Annotated in this window: 16 protein-coding genes and 1 pseudogene; 1 reads left to right on the top strand and 16 read right to left on the bottom strand. The window is 67.8% G+C overall.

Going from position 1 to position 20,042, the window contains the following annotated elements:
• Positions 1 to 29 precede the first annotated feature (29 nt).
• Positions 30 to 3,098, top strand: a complete 3,069-nt coding sequence (locus tag IPP98_02695) for a hypothetical protein (GenBank protein MBL0178019.1) — start codon at positions 30 to 32, stop codon at positions 3,096 to 3,098.
• Between the two features lie 778 nt (positions 3,099 to 3,876).
• On the opposite strand, the gene IPP98_02690 is transcribed toward IPP98_02695, so the two are convergent.
• From IPP98_02690 to rpsB, 16 genes and pseudogenes are all read right to left on the bottom strand, one after another.
• Positions 3,877 to 5,007 (bottom strand): hypothetical protein, encoded by a 1,131-nt coding sequence (locus IPP98_02690; protein MBL0178018.1) that lies wholly within the window; start codon positions 5,005 to 5,007, stop codon positions 3,877 to 3,879.
• A 113-nt stretch (positions 5,008 to 5,120) separates the two neighbouring features.
• The gene (locus IPP98_02685) at positions 5,121 to 5,819 is read right to left on the bottom strand and encodes an aspartate/glutamate racemase family protein (GenBank protein ID MBL0178017.1); all 699 of its coding nucleotides are present in this window, start codon (positions 5,817 to 5,819) and stop codon (positions 5,121 to 5,123) included.
• A 42-nt stretch (positions 5,820 to 5,861) separates the two neighbouring features.
• Entirely contained in the window at positions 5,862 to 6,329 is a 468-nt protein-coding gene (gene dut, locus IPP98_02680) for a dUTP diphosphatase (GenBank protein MBL0178016.1), read from the bottom strand.
• Positions 6,310 to 7,422, bottom strand: a complete 1,113-nt coding sequence (gene ald / locus IPP98_02675; GenBank protein MBL0178015.1) for an alanine dehydrogenase — start codon at positions 7,420 to 7,422, stop codon at positions 6,310 to 6,312. The genes dut and ald overlap by 20 nt, the downstream gene beginning before the upstream one ends.
• 22 nt (positions 7,423 to 7,444) lie before the next feature.
• Positions 7,445 to 8,698 carry an insulinase family protein gene (locus IPP98_02670; GenBank protein MBL0178014.1) on the bottom strand — a complete coding sequence of 418 codons (1,254 nt, stop codon included), beginning with the start codon at positions 8,696 to 8,698 and terminating at the stop codon, positions 7,445 to 7,447.
• An 11-nt stretch (positions 8,699 to 8,709) separates the two neighbouring features.
• Positions 8,710 to 10,798, bottom strand: a pseudogene (gene pnp, locus IPP98_02665) (polyribonucleotide nucleotidyltransferase).
• Positions 10,799 to 10,880: 82 nt separating this feature from the next.
• Positions 10,881 to 11,138, bottom strand: a complete 258-nt coding sequence (gene rpsO, locus IPP98_02660; protein MBL0178013.1) for a 30S ribosomal protein S15 — start codon at positions 11,136 to 11,138, stop codon at positions 10,881 to 10,883.
• 184 nt (positions 11,139 to 11,322) lie between these two features.
• Positions 11,323 to 12,630 (bottom strand): MgtC/SapB family protein, encoded by a 1,308-nt coding sequence (locus tag IPP98_02655; protein MBL0178012.1) that lies wholly within the window; start codon positions 12,628 to 12,630, stop codon positions 11,323 to 11,325.
• An 18-nt stretch (positions 12,631 to 12,648) separates the two neighbouring features.
• A complete protein-coding gene (rseP, locus tag IPP98_02650) occupies positions 12,649 to 14,019 on the bottom strand; it encodes an RIP metalloprotease RseP (protein MBL0178011.1) in 1,371 nt (456 codons plus the stop codon).
• Entirely contained in the window at positions 14,016 to 15,149 is a 1,134-nt protein-coding gene (locus IPP98_02645; protein ID MBL0178010.1) for a 1-deoxy-D-xylulose-5-phosphate reductoisomerase, read from the bottom strand. The genes rseP and IPP98_02645 overlap by 4 nt, the downstream gene beginning before the upstream one ends.
• Positions 15,146 to 16,012 (bottom strand): phosphatidate cytidylyltransferase, encoded by an 867-nt coding sequence (locus IPP98_02640; GenBank protein ID MBL0178009.1) that lies wholly within the window; start codon positions 16,010 to 16,012, stop codon positions 15,146 to 15,148. Before IPP98_02640 ends, IPP98_02645 begins: the two co-directional genes overlap by 4 nt.
• A gap of 8 nt (positions 16,013 to 16,020) precedes the next feature.
• Positions 16,021 to 16,758, bottom strand: a complete 738-nt coding sequence (uppS, locus tag IPP98_02635; GenBank protein ID MBL0178008.1) for a di-trans,poly-cis-decaprenylcistransferase — start codon at positions 16,756 to 16,758, stop codon at positions 16,021 to 16,023.
• A gap of 8 nt (positions 16,759 to 16,766) precedes the next feature.
• Positions 16,767 to 17,318 (bottom strand): ribosome recycling factor, encoded by a 552-nt coding sequence (gene frr, locus IPP98_02630; protein MBL0178007.1) that lies wholly within the window; start codon positions 17,316 to 17,318, stop codon positions 16,767 to 16,769.
• Positions 17,315 to 18,025: a UMP kinase gene (locus IPP98_02625; GenBank protein ID MBL0178006.1), complete on the bottom strand. Its 711-nt coding sequence runs from the start codon at positions 18,023 to 18,025 to the stop codon at positions 17,315 to 17,317. The genes frr and IPP98_02625 overlap by 4 nt, the downstream gene beginning before the upstream one ends.
• Positions 18,025 to 18,873, bottom strand: a complete 849-nt coding sequence (locus IPP98_02620; GenBank protein ID MBL0178005.1) for an elongation factor Ts — start codon at positions 18,871 to 18,873, stop codon at positions 18,025 to 18,027. Before IPP98_02620 ends, IPP98_02625 begins: the two co-directional genes overlap by 1 nt.
• A 98-nt stretch (positions 18,874 to 18,971) precedes the next feature.
• Complete coding sequence (rpsB, locus tag IPP98_02615; GenBank protein ID MBL0178004.1) at positions 18,972 to 19,850, bottom strand: 30S ribosomal protein S2; 879 nt, start codon at positions 19,848 to 19,850, stop codon at positions 18,972 to 18,974.
• Positions 19,851 to 20,042: the final 192 nt, after the last annotated feature.

The raw sequence follows: 20,042 nt of genomic DNA, 5'->3' as shown, positions 1-20,042 counted from the left end.
CGATCACCTGCCGGCCCTGGAGTCCCGCGATGTCCCTGCCCCGTGTCCCGTTGTCTCGTGCCGTCCTCGCCCTGGCCCTCTTCGGCGCCGCCCCGCTCGCGGGGCAAGCCGCCCTCGGCACCCGCGACCCGGCGCAGACGCAGGACACCGCCTTCGCCCGGCTGTACACGCTCTGGACCGGCAAGGCGAAGTTCGGCTCGCCGCTGGTGGACCACCTGCCGATCGTGAAGGGGATCCCTTCCCCTGCCGACATCATCGGCCATCACGTGGGCGCCCCGCGCACCCTCACCTACTACGCTGACCAGCTCAAGTACTATCGCGCGCTGGCCGCGGCGACGCCGCGCGTCCGCGTCGAGACGATCGGCCGGTCGGACGAAGGGCGGGAACTCGTGGTGGTCTGGGTGTCGTCCGACGCCAACATGGCGAAGCTGCAGCAGAATCGCGACCAGCTGGCGAAGATCGCCGACCCACGTGGCCGGAGCGACGCCGAGATCCGCGAGCTGATCGCCGCGACGAAGCCGCACTACCACCTCATGGGTGGGCTCCACAGTGGCGAGACCGGGCCGTCGGAGATGCTGATGGAACTGGTCTATCGTCTGGCGACCGAGACGTCGCCGGTGATCGAACAGATCCGGAACAACGTCTACGTCTCGGTGACGCCGGCGGCAGACGCCGATGGTCGCGACCGCAATGTCGACTGGTTCTACCGCGGACAGGACGCGGCGCGAGCGGCGGCGGCACTTGCCACGTCGGCCACGCCCGGCGCGGCGGCAGCGCCAGCCGGCGGCGGGCGCGGTGGCGGCTCGGTCCCCTATTGGGGCAAGTACGCGTTCCACGACAACAATCGCGACATCAATCTCGCGCTGGTGCAGATGCGCGCGATCGCCGATTGGTACTTCACGGCGCACCCGCCGATCATGCACGACCTGCACGAGTCGCTCACGCTGATGTACACCTACAGTGGCGCGGCGCCGCAGAATCCGAACCTCGATCCGCTGCTCTTCGCCGAGCTCCCCTGGTTCGCCAACTACGAGATGGCGCAGATGACCAAGTGGGGCATGCCCGGCGTCTACACCTATGCCTTCATGGACGGGTGGTCGCCGGGGTACCTCGGCTCGATCGCGTACAACCACAACGGGCTGATGAAGATGTACGAGACGCAGTCGGGTCGAGACCTCGACACGACGGCGGCGGCCGGGGCAGGCCGAGGGGGCCGTGGCGCGGGCAATGCGCCACCGGCGGCAGGTGGTGCCGCCCCTGCCCCGGGCGGTGGCCGTGGTGGTGCGGGCGCGGCAGCGCCGGTGACGCCTCCGGCCGCTGGGGCCGTGACGCCGCCCGCTGTTGGTGCGGTCACGCCTCCGGCTGGTGGTGCGGTCGCGCCGCCCGCCGGAGGACGCGGGGCGGCGCCCACTCGGGCACCAGGCGCCGCGGCGCAGACTCCGGCACCCGCACCGGCGGCTGGTGGTGGACGTGGCGCAGCCGGCGGCGGCGTCCCGACCGGCAAGGGCGGTGCCCAGGACCGCGAGTGGTATCGCGGCATCCCGGTCGGCTTCGACGACGTCGCCTCGTTCTCCCGGCGCGCCAACACCAACTACATGCAGACCGGCGTGCTCTCCGCGTTGCAGTTGACGGCGATGTTCCCGGGCACCGTGGTCGAGAACTTCTACATCAAGACGCGGAACGGGATGGAGGCTGGCAAGACGCGCGCACCCTACGCCTACATCCTGCCGAAGCAGCGCGACATGACCCGTGCGGCCGAGATGGTGCGGATCCTCCGGGTGCAGCGGATCGAGGTCGGGGTGGCGACGGCGCCGATCAAGGTGGGCGATTCGACCTACGCCGCCGGGTCCTACGTCATCAAGCTTGACCAGCCCTATGGCCGACTCGCCAAGAACCTGCTCGAGAAGCAGCAGTTCCCCGATGCGCGCCTGACCACGTACGACGACAGCGGCTGGTCGATGGGGTGGGCGTTCAATGTGGCCGTCCGCGAGATCGCCGACTCGACCGTGCTGAAGGCCGCGACGACGCCGGTCACCACCGACGGCTGGGCGGGCCGCACAGTCGGCGAGGGGAAGGCCGGGATCGCGGTGGCGCACCTCGGCTCGAACAACATGATCGCCTTCCGCTACGCCCTGCGTGATGTGCCGATGCAGGTCACCGAGAAGACCTTCATCGTCGACAGTGTCGAGTTCCCGGCCGGCACCTTCCTCGTGACCGACGCGAAGGCGGCGGCTCGGGTGCGTGCGGCCGTGGAGAAGTTCGGCTTGACCGCCAAGGCGCTGAACCAGCTCCCGCCGATTGCGACGCATGCGGCCGACGTGCCGCGCGTGGCGATCTACTCCCAGTGGAGCGGCACGCAGGAACTCGGCTGGTATCGGCTGACGTTCGACAACTTCGGCATCCCCTACGACCTGCTCTACAAGGAACGGGTCATGAAGGGGAAGCTGAAGGAGCAGTACGACGTGATCCTCGTGGCGCAGCAGAACCTGAGCAAGACGACGGTGATGCAGGCCAAGCAGCCCACGCCGATCCCCTACAAGAAGAGCGAGAAGTTCCAGTTCCTCGGGATGTACGGCGAGACCGAGGACATGACCGGCGGGATGGGCCAGGCGGGTGTCGACGCCTTCGCCGACTTCCTCGCCAAGGGCGGCACGCTGATCGCCACCGGCGATGCGATGCGACTGCCGATCGACTTCGGCTGGGCGCACACCGTCGACACCGAGGCTCTCACTGGCCTCACCGCCCAGCGCCCGTTGGTCGAGGGCGAGATCGTCAAACCGTTGCACCCGGTCTTCTACGGCTACGAGGGGACCAAGCTGCCGCTCAAGTACGTCGGCGGCCCGGCACTCCGCGTCGGCGTCGCCGACCAAGGCAACGTCCTCGGGCGCTATGTCGGTGGCGACGCGGCCGTCCTGTCAGGGCTGATGACCGGCGCCGATGCGCTCAAGGGGCGGCCGTTCGCGGTGGACGTCCCCGGCGCCAACAACGGCAAGGGGCGCGTGATCCTGTTCGCGAACAATCCGATCTATCGCTGGCAGAACCATGGGGAGTTCGGGATGGTGTTCAATGCGATCATCAATTGGAATGATGTGCCGTAGGACGAGTGACCAGTGACGAGTGACCCGTGACCCGTGACCCGTGACCCGTGAACAGTGAACGGTGAACGGTGAATGGTGAATGGTGAACGGTGAACGGCGCATCGCGGAGAGGTTCTCGCGATGCGCCGTTCGCTTGGGAGGGTTGCGGGTCAGGACCCTGGCGGCTTCCCGAGCGGCACTAGGCAATCGCCAACGACCCCGTCATCAAAGAGGCTCGTGATCCTCCAGCGCGCGCCTGCATCCCTGTCGACCAGGGCGACGAGGCGAGAGGAGCCGCATGGGGACGACCGCATGCGGACTACGAACAGCACCTGGTTCCCGTCTGGTGACACGCCTGCGCTCGACGGGAGGTACAATCCGGTCGCCTTCGGGTGTGCCGCCGCGATTGTCGCCCACGGGGCTAACGGGCTCGCGGTGGTCACTGCGGTTCCCTGGCCTGGCAGTACTGGGCAGACACGCTCCGGCGCCTCATTGCGCGCGAGGAAGCTGGTCCACGTGTCGTCTCGCAGGCCGGGCGTTGCTCGCACCCGTCGAAAGAACTCTGGCACGTACTTGGACGATCCGTACGCGATCGTCGCGTCGGCCAGCAGTGGGTACTCCCCCCGCTGGCCAGCGGCGAGCGAATCGAGCACCACCGCCAAGGCAGCGCATGCAGGGGCCGACATGGTCACCTGCGGTGCCCCGATGGATGGCGGGCTCCCCGCCCCCGGGGGGCGGTGGGCGCACCCACCCAAGAGCGCGAACAGAAGCGAGCCGATCACGCGGCGTGGAGCTGACATCAGCGTGTCCTCAGGCAACCGTTCACGGAGCTGCCGGGATTGAAGAGGTCAAACGGTGGGGTTGAGTAGTATCCGGCAGGTGACCGTCCATCTGCGCTCGAATGTACATAGAGCAACGCGTGCATCCCTTCGTGCAGCATGAGGCGGGCGAACCCTTCCATCCCCGCCCGGCCGCGCTCCTTGACCAGGCGATAAGCGTCCTGGTCGAAGTGCATGCTCACAAAGCGGCGCTGGCCCGTTGCCTTGTCGAGCGGCACATCCGTGATCGCCGAATGATCCTTGTCGGCACCATCAGGGATGTCAATACTCCCGATGAACACCTTCCCCGCCGCGAGCGCGCTGCGCATGGCGCCAAGCGCCGTGCGACACGTCGGATGCGTGGGGTCAACCAGGTCGAGCGCCTGCTGGAAATACAGCCCCTGTCGTTCGTCGAGTTTCACCAGACACCCCGTGACAAGGTGATCACATTCATCGGCTGCGGTCCAGATCGAATCGGGCATCAACGGCTCAGACGGCGGGATCAGCGGGTTCAGCGGCTGGGTCGGTCCCGATGGTCCCCACGACCCCGTTGGGGCGCCGGCGCCATCGCCTCCGGGCACCTTGTAGGTGAAGATCGCCAGCCACGCACAGCTGCCGGGCTGGGCGTCCACCCGGACAAACACCTCGAAATCGCCGTCATCGTTGATCCGTTGACCATACTCCGGCGGTGCCGAGTCCTGCCAGACGCACTCCGTGTGGTCGTACTCGTAGTACGGGGATCCGCCTGCCCCGCCGGACAGTGCCGACGCCCAGACCGGGTTCCTGGCCGTGACCGCCCTGATCGCTTTCACCGTCGCGAGGAGGGTGCCCGTACGGACGCCGTGGCAGCGGTAGAATTTGAACTTGCCAGCGAGGAGCGGGAGGGCGATGGCGGTGGAGTCGGGCCGTCCAATCACGGGGGTACAGCCGATCCCCGCCATCATCCCTGTGGCGGTGACGCCCAGGGAGGCCTCGTCCTGCACGTGGAGGGAGCGGTAGCCCGGTTCGGCCGGGGCCGGCACGACCGGGAGGGTGTCGGTTCCGCACGCGGTCAGCCAGCAGGTCAGGACGACGACGGCGGCCAGGCGGGGTACGGCCAATCGGGAGATCATGGGGCGCCTCGGGGACTCGGGTGAAGGTCATCACGCGAGCGTCGAGGCTACCGGGGGACGATCAACCGATCGTCAAATCACCCACAGTGCGAAGGAGGGACTGGAGGCAACATTCAGGACGAGAGCGCGAACTCGACCGCCGCCTCGGCATGAATCCGGGTCGTGTCGAACACCGGCACGGCGAGGTCCGCCTGGCTGAGAATCAACGGCAGCTCGGTGCAACCAAGGATGATCCCCTCGGCGCCGCGGGCAAGCAAGTCGTCGATCGCCTGCAGGTATCGGCGCTTCGTCTCGGCAAGGATCACCCCGCGGCCGAGCTCATCGCGGATCGTGGCCTGAATGAAATCGCGCTCGGACTGTGTGTCGGGGACCAGCATCTCGATGCCATGGGCCTGGAGCCGCTCCCGGTAGAACGGCAACTCCATCGTAAACTGCGTGCCGAGCAGCCCGACGCGGGTCAGGCCCCGGGCCCGGATGGCCGCCGCGGTGGCGTCGCCGACGTGGATCAACGGCAGCCCGACCCGCTGCCCAACCTGATCGGCCACGGCGTGCGCTGTGTTGGCACAGAGGACGATCCCCTCTGCGCCGGCGGCCTTCAGCTGCTCGGCCGCGGTCGCCAGCAGGTCCGCCGTCGCGTCCCAGTCGCCTGCGGTGTTGTTCCGCACGAAGTCCGCGAAGTTCACGGACACGATGGCGCATTCGGCGAAGTTCAGTCCGCCGAGCCGGGCATTCACGCCTTCGTTGATGATGCGGTAATAGTCGATGGTCGAGACCCAACTGATGCCGCCGACCAGTCCGAGCTTCTTCGTCATCACACGCCCCTCAACCGTTCGCTGTTCGCTGTTCGCGGGCATTCACCGCCCCGTGCTCCCGAACCCCCCTGCCCCGCGTCCGCTCGGTGGCAGTTCCCCCACCTCACGAAAGACCACATGCTCCACGCGCTGGACCAGCGCCTGGGCGATCCGGTCGCCCCGCGCGATCACGAACGGGGCATCACCCAGGTTGATCAGGATCACCTGGAGCTCGCCACGATAGTCGGAGTCGATCGTCGCCGGGGTGTTGGGCAGGGTGATCCCGTGCTTGAGCGCGAGCCCCGACCGCGGCCGCAGCTGCAACTCGTAGCCATCCGGCACCGCGACCGACAACCCGGTGGGCACCAGCCCGCGCGCGCCAGGCGCGATCGTCACATCCACGGCCGACAGGATGTCCATCCCCGCCGCCCCCGCGGTGGCCCGGCCCGGAAGCGGCAACCCCTCGCCGTGCGGCAATCGCACGACGAGGAGTTCGATGGGACCGTCTGGGCTAGAGGACGCTGTCAACATCGGTGCAGTCGAGGCCGAAGGCTTCGGCGACACCGGCGTAGACGATCTTCCCGTCCACCACGTTCAGCCCGAGCTTGAGCGCGCCATCCTGGCGGCAGGCGTCCTTCCAGCCGAGATTGGCGAGCTTGATGGCATACGGCAGCGTCGCGTTGGTCAGCGCCAGCGTCGACGTGCGCGGCACCGCGCCCGGCATGTTGGCGACGGCGTAGTGCAAGACGCCCTCGACGAAGTACGTCGGATTCTCGTGCGTGGTCGGCTTGATCGTCTCGACGCAGCCACCCTGGTCCACGGCGACATCGACGATCACGCAGCCGTCGGGAATTCCCTTGAGGTCTTCCTTGGTGATCAGGTGCGGCGCCTTCTTCCCCGGGATCAGGACGGCGCCGATGATCAGGTCGGCGTCCTTGACCGCGTCGAGAATGTTGTGACGGTTCGAGAAGACGGTGTCGACGTTCGCCGGCAGCACGTCGTCGAGGTAGCGGAGCCGGTCGAGCGAGGTGTCGAGGATGGTGACGTCGGCGCCGAGGCCGGCGGCCATCTTGGCCGAGTTGATGCCGACCACGCCGCCGCCGATGATCACGACCTTGGCCGGCTTCACGCCGGGCACGCCGCCGAGCAGCACGCCGCGGCCGCCGAAGAGCTTCTCGTTGTACTTGGCCCCTTCCTGCACCGCGAGGCGACCGGCCACTTCCGACATCGGCGTCAGCAGCGGCAGCTGGCCGCCCGGGAGCTGCACCGTCTCGTAGGCGACCGCGATGGCACCGGACTTCATGACCGCGCGCGTCAGCGGTTCGTCGGCGGCGAAGTGGAAGTAGGTGTACATCACCAGGCCCGGACGCATCCGCGGCCACTCGACCGCGATCGGCTCCTTCACCTTGATGACCATGTCCGCGTTGGCCCACGTCGCGTCGGCACTCGGCGCAATCGTCGCGCCCGCCGCCACATAGTTCTCGTCGCTGAAGCCGCTGCCGATGCCGGCCCCGGTCTCGACCTGCACCGCATGCCCCTCGCGCACCAGGGCCTCGACACCCGACGGGACGAGCCCGACGCGATTTTCGTTCGTCTTGATTTCCTTCGGTACGCCGATCAGCATGATCTGCTCGCTTCCGTGAAGGTCAGTGACGTGGGCCGAGGCGGACAGAAGTCATCCGCGCCGGGGTGAGGAATTCGGCGGCCAGCGCCGCCGTCTCCTCGAGCGTGACGCCCGCGATGAGGCCAAGGACCTCGTCGAGCGGGCGGTAGGGTTCTTCCTGCAGGACATGCGACGCCAAGCGATGCATCCGGCTCGACGTTCCCTCCAGCGCCAGCATGACCTGCCCCTGCAGCTGGCTCTTGGCGTCCGCCAATTCTCCGGCCGGAAGCCCCTCCGACGCAAGGTGCGTCAGTTCCGTGTCGATCGCCGCGACCGCCTGCTCGGCCGTGCTCGGCTGGGTCCCGACATACACGCCGAAGACGCCGGTCGCGCGGTAATGGGTATGCCAGGCGTAGACCGCGTAGCAGAGCCCCAGCTCCTCACGCACGCGCTGGAACAACCGGCTCGACATTCCGCCGCCGAGGGCCGTAGTCAACAGGGCAATCCCCCAGCGACGCTGGTCGGCGGAACCGACGGTGTCGGTGCCGAGCACGACGTGGACCTGCTGCAGGTCGTCGGTCTCGACCCGCGCGATGCCGCGACGAGCCGGGACCGGCACCACCACAGGCCGGGGCGCACGCGCATCGCCCGCGAACCATCCTTCCCGCTCCAGCAGGCCGAGGACCTGTTCGTGGGTGATGTTGCCGGCCACGGCAATCACGGCATTGCCGGGGTAGTACCCCTCGGCGTGCACCGCCCGGAGATCGGCCACCTGCAACGCACCAACCGTCTCCGCGGTCCCGAGAATCGAGTAGCCGTAGGGATGCGAGGGCCAGATCGTCTCGCCGAACAACTCGAACACGAGGTCGTCGGGCGTGTCCTTGACGCCGTTGAGCTCCTCGAGCACGACGTTTCGTTCGAGGCTCAGGTCGCTGTCGCGCAGCAGGGGACGCCGGACCAGGTCGGTCAGGACATCGAGCGCCAGCGGCAGGTCGGCGTCGAGGACGTGCGCCTGATACGAGGTGTGGTCGCGGGAGGTGTACGCATCGAGGGAACCGCCCCGCGTCTCGAGCGCGAGAGCAATCTCGCGCGCGCTGCGCCGTTCGGTTCCCTTGAAGACCATGTGTTCCAGCAGGTGCGACACGCCCATCTTCGCGGGGGTCTCGTGCCCACTGGCGGTGCGAACCCAGATCCCCGCGGCCGCCGACCGAACACCGGGAAGGCGTTCGGTGACGACCACGAGGCCGTTGGGCAGGTCGGTGCGGAAGAGCGCTTCGTCGAGTTGGACGGTACGCACCGACGGTGTCCTCACTCCTTCGGGAGGAGGGCCTTCCGCGACAGCTTCATGCGGCCGCGCTCATCCACTTCCAGGAGCTTGACCTGCACGATGTCGCCCTTCTTCAGGAAGTCTTCCGTCTTCTCGACCCGCTTGTGGTCGATCTCGGAAATGTGCAGCAGCCCCTCGACGCCCGGCATGATCTCGATGAACGCCCCGAAGGCGGTCGTGCTCTTGACCGGGCCCTCGTAGATCTTGCCGACTTCCGGCTCCGCCGTGATGGCCATGACCATCTCGCGCGCCTTGTCGCCCGCCTCGGCGCCGACGGCGGCGATGGTGATGAGGCCGGTGTCGTCGATGTTGACCTTGGCACCCGAGGCATCCTGGATGCCGCGGATCGTCTTGCCCTTGGGGCCGATCACGTCGCCGATCTTGTCCGGGCGGATCTGGATCGTGAAGATCCGCGGTGCCCACGGCGACATCTCGTCACGGTGCGTGGTGATGACCTTGTTCATCTCGCCGAGGATGTGCAGGCGACCCTTGCGGGCCTGCTCCAGCGCGGTCGTCATGATCTCGAGCGAGAGGCCCTCGATCTTGATGTCCATCTGGATCGACGTGATGCCGGCCTCGGTGCCCGCGACCTTGAAGTCCATGTCGCCGAGGTGATCCTCGGTGCCCTGGATGTCGGTCAGCACCGCGACCTTCTTCCCTTCCTTGATCAGGCCCATCGCGACACCGGCGACAGGCGGCCTTGATCGGCACGCCGGCGTCCATCAGCGCGAGCGAGCTGCCGCAGACCGACGCCATCGACGACGAGCCGTTCGACTCGAGGATCTCGGAGACGATGCGGATCGTGTACGGGAAGTCGGCGGTCGCCGGGAGGAGCGGATGAATCGCCCGCTCGGCCAGCGCGCCGTGACCGATCTCGCGGCGCGACGTGCCGCGCAGCGGACGGACTTCGCCGGTCGAGTACGGCGGGAAGTTGTAGTGCAGCATGAACGACTTGCGCTGCTCGGTCTTCACTTCGATCGAGTCGAGGCGCTGCTCATCATCGGCGGTGCCGAGGGTGACGGCGACGAACGCCTGCGTCTCGCCGCGGGTGAAGACGGCGGTGCCGTGCACGCGGGGGACGACGCCGACTTCCGGCGTGATCGGGCGGATCGTCTCGAGGTCGCGGCCGTCGATGCGCTCGCCCTTGTCAAGAATCTGCGCGCGCATGGCGTGGTACTCGATTTCCTCGAGTTCGTTGGCGATGTCCTTGACGCGCTCGGGGAACTTCTCCATGAGGGCGGCCTGGGCCTCCTTGCGAACGGTCGAGACACCGGCGGCACGGCCGGCCTTGTCCTTCGCGTTCATCGCCTTCGCCATCGCCTTCTCGGCGGCGCCCTTCACGGCCTTGACCAGCTCCGCGTCCTTCTCCGGGGCGACCCACGCCATCTTCGGCTTGCCGACCTTCTTGACGAGGTCGGTGATCAGCTTGACCTGCTCGACGATGCCGAGCTGCGCGACCTTGAGGCCGTCGAGGACTTCCGCCTCGGACACCTCGAGGGCGCCGCCCTCGACCATCATGATCGAATCCTTGAGGCCGGCCACGACCAGATCCATCGCCGAGAACTCAAGCTGCTGGAAGGTCGGGTTGAGAATCCAGTTGTTCTCGACCTTGCCGACGCGCGCGGCGGCGATCGGACCGTTCCAGGGGATCTCCGAGATCGCGAGCGCGGCCGAGGCGGCCAGCACGCCGATCACGTCCGACTCGTTCTCCTGGTCCGTCGAGAGCACGGTCACGAAAACCTGCACCTCGTGGCGGAAGCCTTCGGGGAAGAGCGGGCGGATCGAGCGGTCGATGATCCGGCAATTCAGGATCTCGTCGTCCGACGGGCGACCTTCGCGCTTGAGGAACCCACCCGGGATCTTGCCCGCGGCGTAGGTCTTCTCCTTGTACTCGACGGTCAGCGGGAAGAACGGGAGGTGGGTGACGTTCGGTGAGACCGTCACGGCGGCCAGCACGGTGGTCTCGCCGTACTGCACGAGGACCGACCCGGCGGCCTGCTTGGCGAGGCGGCCGGTCTCGATGACCAGCGGGCGACCCGCGAACTGCGTTTCAATACGATGCACTTTCATTCCTTCACGTCAGTGAGCACGCCAATACGAAAAAGCGTCCCACGGTGCTCACGTGGGACGCCCATGCAGCATCATTCCCCGGTCAGTTCCGGAGTCCGAGTTCAGCGATCAGGGAACGGTAGGACGACAGGTCGCGGCTCTTCATGTAGTTGAGGAGTCGACGCCGTGTCCCGACCATCTTCAACAGCCCACGACGACCATGATGGTCTTTCTTGTGGGTGCGGAAATGGTCGGTGAGGCCGTTGATGCGCGCCGTGAGCAGGGCCACCTGGACCTTTGCGGATCCGGTGTCGCTCTCATGCTGACGGTGCTGCTCGATGACGGGCTGCTTTTCAATCATGCCGTTGAACCCTACGCTGAGTCATGCTGCGCTTACACTTAGGATATTCTGGATAGCCAACAATTATAGGGCCGAGGGGTGGTCTGAGGCAAGGGGGTGACAGCCGACGATCGATGATCGACCATCGATGATCGATTTGCCCCAGATACTTCGCCGCACGTTCCTGCGTGAAACGTTCCATCGATCATCGATCATCGATCATCGAATCTCCCACTACACCACCCACCCCCACCCCCATCACCGCCCCCAACACCAGCAGCCCCAACACCAGTCGGGTCCGGAAGGCCGGACTGCCCAGCACCACGCCCAGCCCCAGCTTGAAGGCCGTGTTGGAGAGGACGCCGATCGCGACACCCGTGGCGGCCACTTCCGCCATCGTCGGCGCACCCCCCAACCGGGCCATGGCCACCGTCAGCGCGTCCATGTCGGTGAGGCCAAGGAGCACGGCCGACGTATACACGCCGGTACTCCCCCACTGCCGTTCGAGATACTCGATGCCGATCAGGGCAAACCAGAAGAGCACCGCCATCCGCACCGAGGCGACCACATGCAGCGGCGAGGCGTCGTCCTCGGCCGCCTCGCCCCCGCCCTTCGTGCGCCGGAATGCCACCGCGACGACGACCGCGCCGACCACCGCCGGCGGAATCAGATAGGGGAGCGCCGCTTCTCCGACCGCGGGGGCGAGGACGCCAAGGATGGCCAGGAGTCGGACCGGCAGCACGGTGCAGGCGGCGATCACGCCGAGCGCCAATGCGCCGGCATGTGCCTCCTCGTCGCGACTGCGCCGGGCGAACTGCATGGTGACCAGGGTCGACGAGATGAACCCACCGAGCAACCCGGCAAGCCCGTAGCCGCGCTCCGGACCGACCGCGCGCCGCGCCAGGTAGCCGGCGAAGTTGATCCCCGAAAAGAGGAGCACCAGGGTCCAGAGGCCACGCGCCGAGATGTCGCCGCCAAACGGCAGCGGCGCCGTTGGCAGGATCGGGAGGATGACCAGCGCCATCACCGCGAATCGTGCCGCTGCCTGGAGCTCGGCCTCACCAACCTTGGCGACCATCCCGTGGAGCCGTCGCTTTTCCCCGAGCACCAGCACGACCAGCGCCCCGGCACCGGACGCGAGCGCGAGTTGCCCGATTCCCGCGAGGAGTCCGAGCGCGAGGATCACCAGCGCCGCGGCTTCCGTCGTGCCGTCGGCATCGGCCTTCGGGTTCCGCATGGCGAGCACGTAGGCCGCAACCACCAGGCCGACCCCGCCAACCAGGAGCACCGCGCCCAGGCCGGACAGATCGGCGGCGGCGAGCACACCGGCGACGCCGCCACAGAGGCCGAGGATCAGGAAGGTGCGCATCCCGGCGAATCGTGCCGCCGGGCCCGTCGCGTGTCCGGACCACTCGCGTTCGATGCCCGCCGCCAAACCGATCAATCCGGCGATCCCCAGGCGGAGTGCTGCCTGGAGACCGTCGGTCGCGGGTATGACGAGTGGCTCGAGCACGTCGGCCTCTCTTGTCGGCTACTGGCCGAGCAACCGCATGATGTCGTTCTTGAATGCCACGAACATGATCAGCAGGATCATGCCGAGGCCGGCCAGCGAAATCATTTCGCGCACCTTCGTCGGCAGCGGGCGACGCATGATCCCCTCGGCGACCAGGATCAGGAACGCCCCGCCGTCGAGCACCGGGATCGGCAGCAGGTTCACGACAGCGAGGTTCATCGAGATCAGCGCCATGAAGGCCAGCAGCGGCTCGATCCCGGCGCGCGCCTGCTGCGCCGCCATCTGCCCGATCATGATCGGTCCGCCGATCTCGGTCGTGGCGACCTTGCGCGTGGCCAGCCCACGGAAGGTGCGGAAGATCGCGCCTGCGGAGGAAACCGTCAGCTCCGTCCCGACGCGGACGGCGCCAACGAAGCCCAGCGACTCCATCTGCAGCGGCTGCCGCGGCATCGCCCCGATTCGACCGATCATCGGCGAGGAGGTGTCGGCGGCGACCTCACGCTCCAACTTCGGCGTCACCGTCACGGCGATCGGCGTGCCGTCGCGCATCACGTCGAAGCGCGCCTCGACGCCGCCGGACTGCTTGATCAGCCCGACGGCATCGACCCACTGGGTGATCGGCTCGCCGTTGATCGCCACGACCGAGTCACCGGCCTGCAGCCCCGCCTTCGCGCCGGGATAGCTGGGCGTCAGCATGCCGAGCACGGCCGGATGCTGGGGCTCCAGGGCGATGGCCGTCATGCCGCGTTCGGCCAGCGCGTCGCGATGCAGCTTGATGACGATCGGCGCATGTCCCTCGAAGGAGAAGCCGATCTCGTTGCTGTTGCCGGTCGCGACCCGTTCCCGGATGTCGTCCCACGAATGCACCGGCTCGCCGTCGATCGCGGTGATCCGCGTGCCGGCCGGAATCGTCGAGAGCTCGGCGGCCTCCGGCGGGAGCAGGGCCGTGTTGATGCGCCCGATGGTGGTGGTGGGATCGAACTGCCGCCCATTCTTCCACGCGAGCCCGGTGAACACCACCCACGCAAAGAGCGCGTTGAGCGTCACGCCCGCCAGGATGATCACCATCCGTTGCCAGATCGGCTTCGCCTCGAAGACGCGATCGGCTGGCACGTCGGCCGAGTGTCCGCCCTCGAGCACCGACGACGCCGGCTCTTCCTCGGACGACGCCATCTTCACGTAGCCACCGAGCGGCAGCCACGAAATGGCCCACTCGGTCTCGCCGCGCTGGAAGGTGAGCGCCTTGACCGGCTTGCCCATTCCGATCGAGAATCGGTGCACCCACACGCCGAAGCGCTTGGCCGCCCAGTAGTGACCGAACTCGTGCACGAAGATCAGCACGCCGAGGACGACGAACAGGACCGCCACGGTGAAGAGGAAGCTGCTCACGCGATCCCCGCGGCGGCGATGCGGCGCGCGTCGAGGTCGGCACCCTGCACCACCTCGACCGACGACGCGGGCTGCACCTGGTGCGCATCAAGCGTCCGGGCGATCACATCGGCGATGCCGCCGAAGGTGATGCGGCGATCCAGAAAGGCGGCGACGGCGATCTCATTGGCCGCGTTGAAGACCGTGGGGGCGGTGCCCCCAGCGCGCCCGGCGGCGACGCCGAGGTCGAAGGCGCGGAAGGCGTCGCGACGGACCGGCTCGAAAGTCAGCGGGCCGGCGGCGACGGGATCAAAACGCCGCACGCCGCTGTCGGCGAGTCGGGTCGGGTGGGTCAGGGCGTACAGGATCGGAACCTCCATCGACGGGAAGCCGACTTGCGCCAGCACGCTCCCGTCCGGGAACTCGACAAATGCGTGAATGATGCTCTGCGGGTGCACCACGGCCTCGAGGTCATCGTACCCCAACCCGAAGAGGAAGTGCGCCTCGATCAACTCAAGGGCCTTGTTCGCCAGCGTCGCGGAGTCGACCGTGATCTTGGCACCCATGCGCCAGGTCGGGTGATTCAGCGCCTGGTCGACCGTCGCGCGCGCGATCGCGTCGAGCTCCCAGGTCCGGAACGGTCCGCCCGACGCCGTGAGGATGATCCGCGATGGCGCGGCGCCCTGGGCTACGATGCACTGCAGGACGGCACTGTGCTCCGAGTCGACCGGCACCAATTCGCCACCGCCCGCGCGCGCCGCGGCGGCCACCAGCGGGCCCGCCATCACCAGCGTCTCCTTGTTGGCCAGCGCCACGCGCTTGCCGGCGTGCAGGGCGGCCAACGTGGCCTCGAGCCCGGCGGCGCCCACCACCGCGTTGACGACGATGTCGACATCGGGGTGCGTGGCCGCGTCGACCAGGCATTGCGGCCCGCTGGCCCACTGGTGCGCTTCGCGCCCATTCACCACACCCACGAAACCCGGCGTCCACTCCGTGGCCTGCGCTGCCAACCCGGAGACGTTCGAACCGGTCACCAGCGCCACCAGACGGAAGGCATCGGGGTGCCGTTTCAGGACGCGGAGGGTGCTCTCGCCGATCGAACCGGTCGACCCGAGCAGCGCCACGCCGCGCGGGGCGGCGGGCGAGGTCATAGCAGACCCATCAGGCGATAGCAGAGGGCGGTCGTCGGAAGGATCACGTAGAGGGAGTCAAAGCGATCGAGCACGCCACCGTGCCCGGGAATCAGCGCCGAGGAGTCCTTCACGCCGGCTTCGCGCTTGAAGAGCGACTCGGCCAGGTCGCCCAGTTGGCCGATCACCGACAGCGCGGCGGCCATGGCGACCGCCGGCAGGACCGCGACCTCGATGCCGGCCTTCGGCAGCAGCCATAGTGCGAACACCGGCGCGATCAGTACCCCGCCCACCACACCCGCGATCCCGCCCGACCGGGTCTTCCCCGGCGAAATTGTCGGCGCGAGCTTCGGTCCGCCAAAGGCGCGTCCGCCGAACATCGCCGCGGTGTCGCAGACCCAGGTGACGACGAGCGGGAAGAAGACCAGTGCCGTGCCGGCCCACGACCGCATCGGCCACGTGCCGTGACGAATGCCGAGCAGAAAGGCGGGCAGCAGTCCGGCGTAGCACACCGCGAAGGTGGTGACAGCCACGGCGGCCAGGGGATGCTCCGTCGGCGCGCGCTGCTGCAGCGCAAGAATCAGGAGCAGGAGGAGGAAGCCCGCCGCAAGGAAGACCCAGTTGGCATCGAGCAGCGCACGCCCTGGCGCATCGACGACGGCATGGTACACCAGCAGCGGCCCGACCGCGGCCGCGGCCATGCCGGTCGTCCGGAAGGCCTGCACGCCCTGCTTCGCGGCGATGTCGAAGAGCTCCCGCGTCCCCAGCGCGCCGATCAGCGCCACGAGCGCGGCAAGCGGCCAGCCGCCGAGCCAGACGAGGCCGACGGCCACCGGGATGGCGACGGCGGCAAAGGCGATACGTTTGACGAGATTGGCGTCCATCGCCATGCTCAGCTGCTCACGCGTCCAAAGCGACGATCGCGTCCCTGAAAGTCGAGCAAGGCGGCGTAGAGCGTGTTGCGGCTGAAGTCGGGCCAGAGCACCGGCGTGACGTGCAGTTCGGCGTAGGCCATCTGCCAGAGGAGGAAGTTCGAGACCCGCATCTCGCCGGACGTCCGAATGATCAGGTCGGGGTCGGGCCAGGCCGCCGTGTACAGCTCGGCGGCGACGTCGCTCTCCTCGATCGCCTCGGGGGCCAACGAGCCCTCGCGGACCTGCGCGGCCAGCTGCCGCATCGCGCGGACGATCTCGGCGCGCGCCGAGTAGGAGATGCAGATGTTGAGCGCGAGCTTGGTGCCCCCGGCAGTATTGGCCTCGATGTGATCGACGGCGGCGCGCGCGGACGGCGAGAGGCGCTCGAGATCACCGAGCATGCGCACCGAGACGCCCTGCTCGCGCAGTTCGGCGGCTTCCTTGGCGATGTACTCCTCGAGGAGCGACATCAGCGCATCGATTTCGGCGGGGGGGCGCTGCCAATTTTCCTGCGAGAAGGCAAAGAGGGTGAGCACCTCCACCCCGGCGGCCAGGCATCCTTCGACGGCCTCGCGCACCGACCGCATCCCGGCCTGATGCCCGGCGGGACGACTGAGACCGCGCTCCTGCGCCCAGCGGCCATTGCCATCCATGATGATGGCGACATGCCGCGGCACTGCGCCGTGGAGGCGCAACTGGTCGAGGAGCGTCGGCATCGCGGTGGTCACACTGCGAGGATCTCGGCTTCCTTCGCCTTGAGCAGTTCGTCGACCTGCTTGCTCGCCTCGTCCGTGTGCTTCTGCACGTCCTTCTCGGCGCGCGTCTTCTCGTCCTCGGGGACCTTCTCGAGCTTCTTGATCTTGGTCATCGCGTCGGTCCGCGCCTGGCGCACGGAGACGCGGCCCTCCTCGGTGAGGCGAGCACAGATCTTCACGAGCTCCTTGCGACGCTCCTCGGAGAGCATCGGGAGCGGGACCCGGATCATCTGGCCCTGGCTCTGGGGATTGAGGCCGAGGTTGGCATCGCGGATCGCCTTGTCGATGACGATCGCGAGGCTCTTGTCGAACGGCTGGACCACCAGCATCCGCGGCTCGGGCGCGGTGACCATCGCGACCTGATTGAGCGGCACCGTGGAGCCATAGGCCTCGACGCGCACCGTGTCGAGCAGGTTCGTGGTCGCCTTGCCGGAGCGGATGCCGCTGAGCTCGCGACGAGTGTTCTCGACCGCCTTCTGCATCCCTTCGCGAGCGGCCTTGACGATATCCTGGCTGGTCATCGGACGAGTGTCCCGACCCGGTCACCATGCAGCACGCGCAGGATGGTGTCGGGCTGATTGATGTTGAGGACGACGATCGGCAGCGCGTTCGCCTGGCAGAGACCGAACGCGTTGGCGTCCATCACGGCGTAGCCGTTGACCAGCGCATCCTGGAAGGTGATCTCCGGGAGCAGCGTCGCCGCCGGATCGGTGCGCGGATCGGCGGTGTAGACGCCGTCCACGTTGGTCGCCTTCAGCACGACCTCGGCTTCCATCTCGAGCGCGCGCAGCACGGCCGCGGTGTCGGTCGAGAAATACGGATTGCCGGTGCCGCCGGCGAAGATCACCAGCCGGCCCTTCTCGAAGTGTCGCATCATCCGGCGGCGGATGTAGGGCTCCGCGAGGGATTCCATGCGGATGGCAGTCATCACGCGCGTCTCGACGCCCAGCCCCTCGAGGACATTCTGCAGCGCGAGGGCGTTGATCACGGTCGCGAGCATGCCCATGTAGTCGGCCGAGACGCGGTCGAGGCCTTCGCGGCTCGCCATCGCACCGCGGATGATGTTGCCGCCCCCCACCACGACCCCGAGGTGCACACCCAGGGCGTGCACCTTCTTGATTTCCTCGGCGAGTGCCTCGACCACCTGATAGTCGAGGCCACCCCCCTTCCCTCCAGCCAACGCCTCACCGGAGAGCTTCAACAGGGCCCGGCGGTAGGCGATGGCCATCAGACGGCCTCGCCGACCTTGAAGCGGGCGAAGCGGACCACGGACGCGCCGGGGAGACGGGCGACCATCGCACCGACCGTGACGGACTCATCCTTGATGAAGGCCTGCTCGAGGAGCGCGCGATCGGCCGCGAACTTCTTCACCTTGCCCTCGACGATCTTGCCGCGGATGGCTTCGGGCTTCCCTTCGGCGGCCACCTGCTCTTCCGCAATCCGGCGCTCGCGGTCGAGCAGCTCGACCGGAATGTCGGTGGTGCTGACGGCGATCGGGTCGGCCGAGGCGATGTGCAGCGCCACTTCACGCGCGAGCGCGAGGGCGGCATCGCCGGTGACGCCGGCGACTTCGACCAGCACGCCGACCTGGCCGTTGAAGTGACGATACTCGCCGACCGCGCCGCCGAACTTCGCCACCCGCTTGACCGAGACCGCTTCCCCGGTCTTGCCGGAGGCGAGCTTGACGACTTCTTCGATCGTGGTGCCGTCCATCGCCTCGGCGAGGAAGCCATCCAGCGTGACGCCGACCGGTGACGTCGCCAACGCGTGCGCGGCAAGCTTCTTGGCGAGGGCGAGGAAGTCCTCGTTGCGCGCCACGAAATCGGTCTCGCAGTTGAGCTCGACCATCGCCCCGATCGACCCGTCCGCGGCCGTGTCGATCACGACCAGCCCCTGCGACGCGTCACGCCCGGCCCGCTTCTCGGCCTTCGCGATGCCCTTCTTGCGGAGCAACTCCGAGGCGAGCGCCATGTCGCCATTGGCTTCCTCGAGGGCCTTCTTGCAATCCATCATCCCGGCGCCGGTACGGGCGCGCAGTTCCGAAATATCCTTGGTGCTGATCGTCATGGAGCTCATGGCCGCCTGCTGAAGTGTTCAAGTCCCTGTGTGAAACCGCCGCCCCGGGCCCGTGGGCCCGCGGGGCGGCGGTTCGCGCATGATCCGGTCGGTCCGGGTCAGGCGCCTGCGTCGCCGCCCTCGGAAGGAGCCGCGGGATCCTGCTTGAGCCGGGCGGCAATCGCCTCCGGACGCGCCTTGCGCTTGCGGCGCGGGCGCCGGCGCTTGCGATCGTCATCCGACGCGCCGTCGCCTTCGCCGGCCGAGAAGGTCTCGCCCTCGTCATCCGACGCCGAGCCGTCGCCGCGCACCGGCATCTGGGCCCGCGCCTCACGCAGCGCATCGCACAGCGCGCCGGTGATCAGCGAGACCGAGCGGATCGCGTCGTCGTTGCCCGGAATCGGCACGGTGATCGGATCGGGATCGGCGTTGGTGTCGACGATCGCCACGACCGGAATCCCGAGGCGGTTGGCCTCCTGGATCGCGATCTTCTCCTTCTTCGCGTCGACGATGAACAGTGCGCCCGGGAGGCGGTTCATCATCTTGATCCCTTCGAGGTTGCGGGAGAGCTTCTCGCGCTCACGCGAGAACAGCAGCTGCTCCTTCTTCGTGTAGTTCTCGAAGTCGCCCTCGGCGGCACCCTGCTCGAGGTCACGGAGGCGACGGATCTGCTTCTTGATGGTCTGGAAGTTCGTCAGCGTGCCACCGAGCCACCGCTCGTTGACCCAGTGCGCCCCGGCATTGCGGGCCTCGGCCTCGACCACCGCCTTGAGCTGGCGCTTGGTGCAGACGAAGAGCACGTTCTCGCCACGCAGCGCGACACTCTTGAGGAGCTCCGCGGCGGTGGTGAGCTGCTTCAGCGTCTTCTGGAGGTCGATCAGGTAGATGCCCGAGCGCTCGGCGAAGATGAACTTGCGCATCTTCGGATTCCAGCGACGGGTCTGGTGGCCGAAGTGGGTGCCGGCCTCGAGCAGTTCCTGCAGGGTGGGTGTCGCCACGAACGGTAACTCCTTGGGTCTGGTTGATCCGCCGCGCTCCGTCGCTTCAACGCGAGTGCCACGGGGGCACCGCTCGCGCCGATCGGGAGGCGTGTGTCACCCGGCCATCGTGGCGCGGGCGTATGGTGCGGCCGATTTTCCCTCGGCCCTGGGGATCCGCCCGCGAGGGGCAGATCTGTTTGGGCGCAGCAT

This window comes from Gemmatimonadota bacterium (assembly GCA_016720805.1).
Classification (GTDB): domain Bacteria; phylum Gemmatimonadota; class Gemmatimonadetes; order Gemmatimonadales; family GWC2-71-9; genus Palsa-1233.
This window is presented reverse-complemented; position numbering and strand designations above follow the sequence as displayed.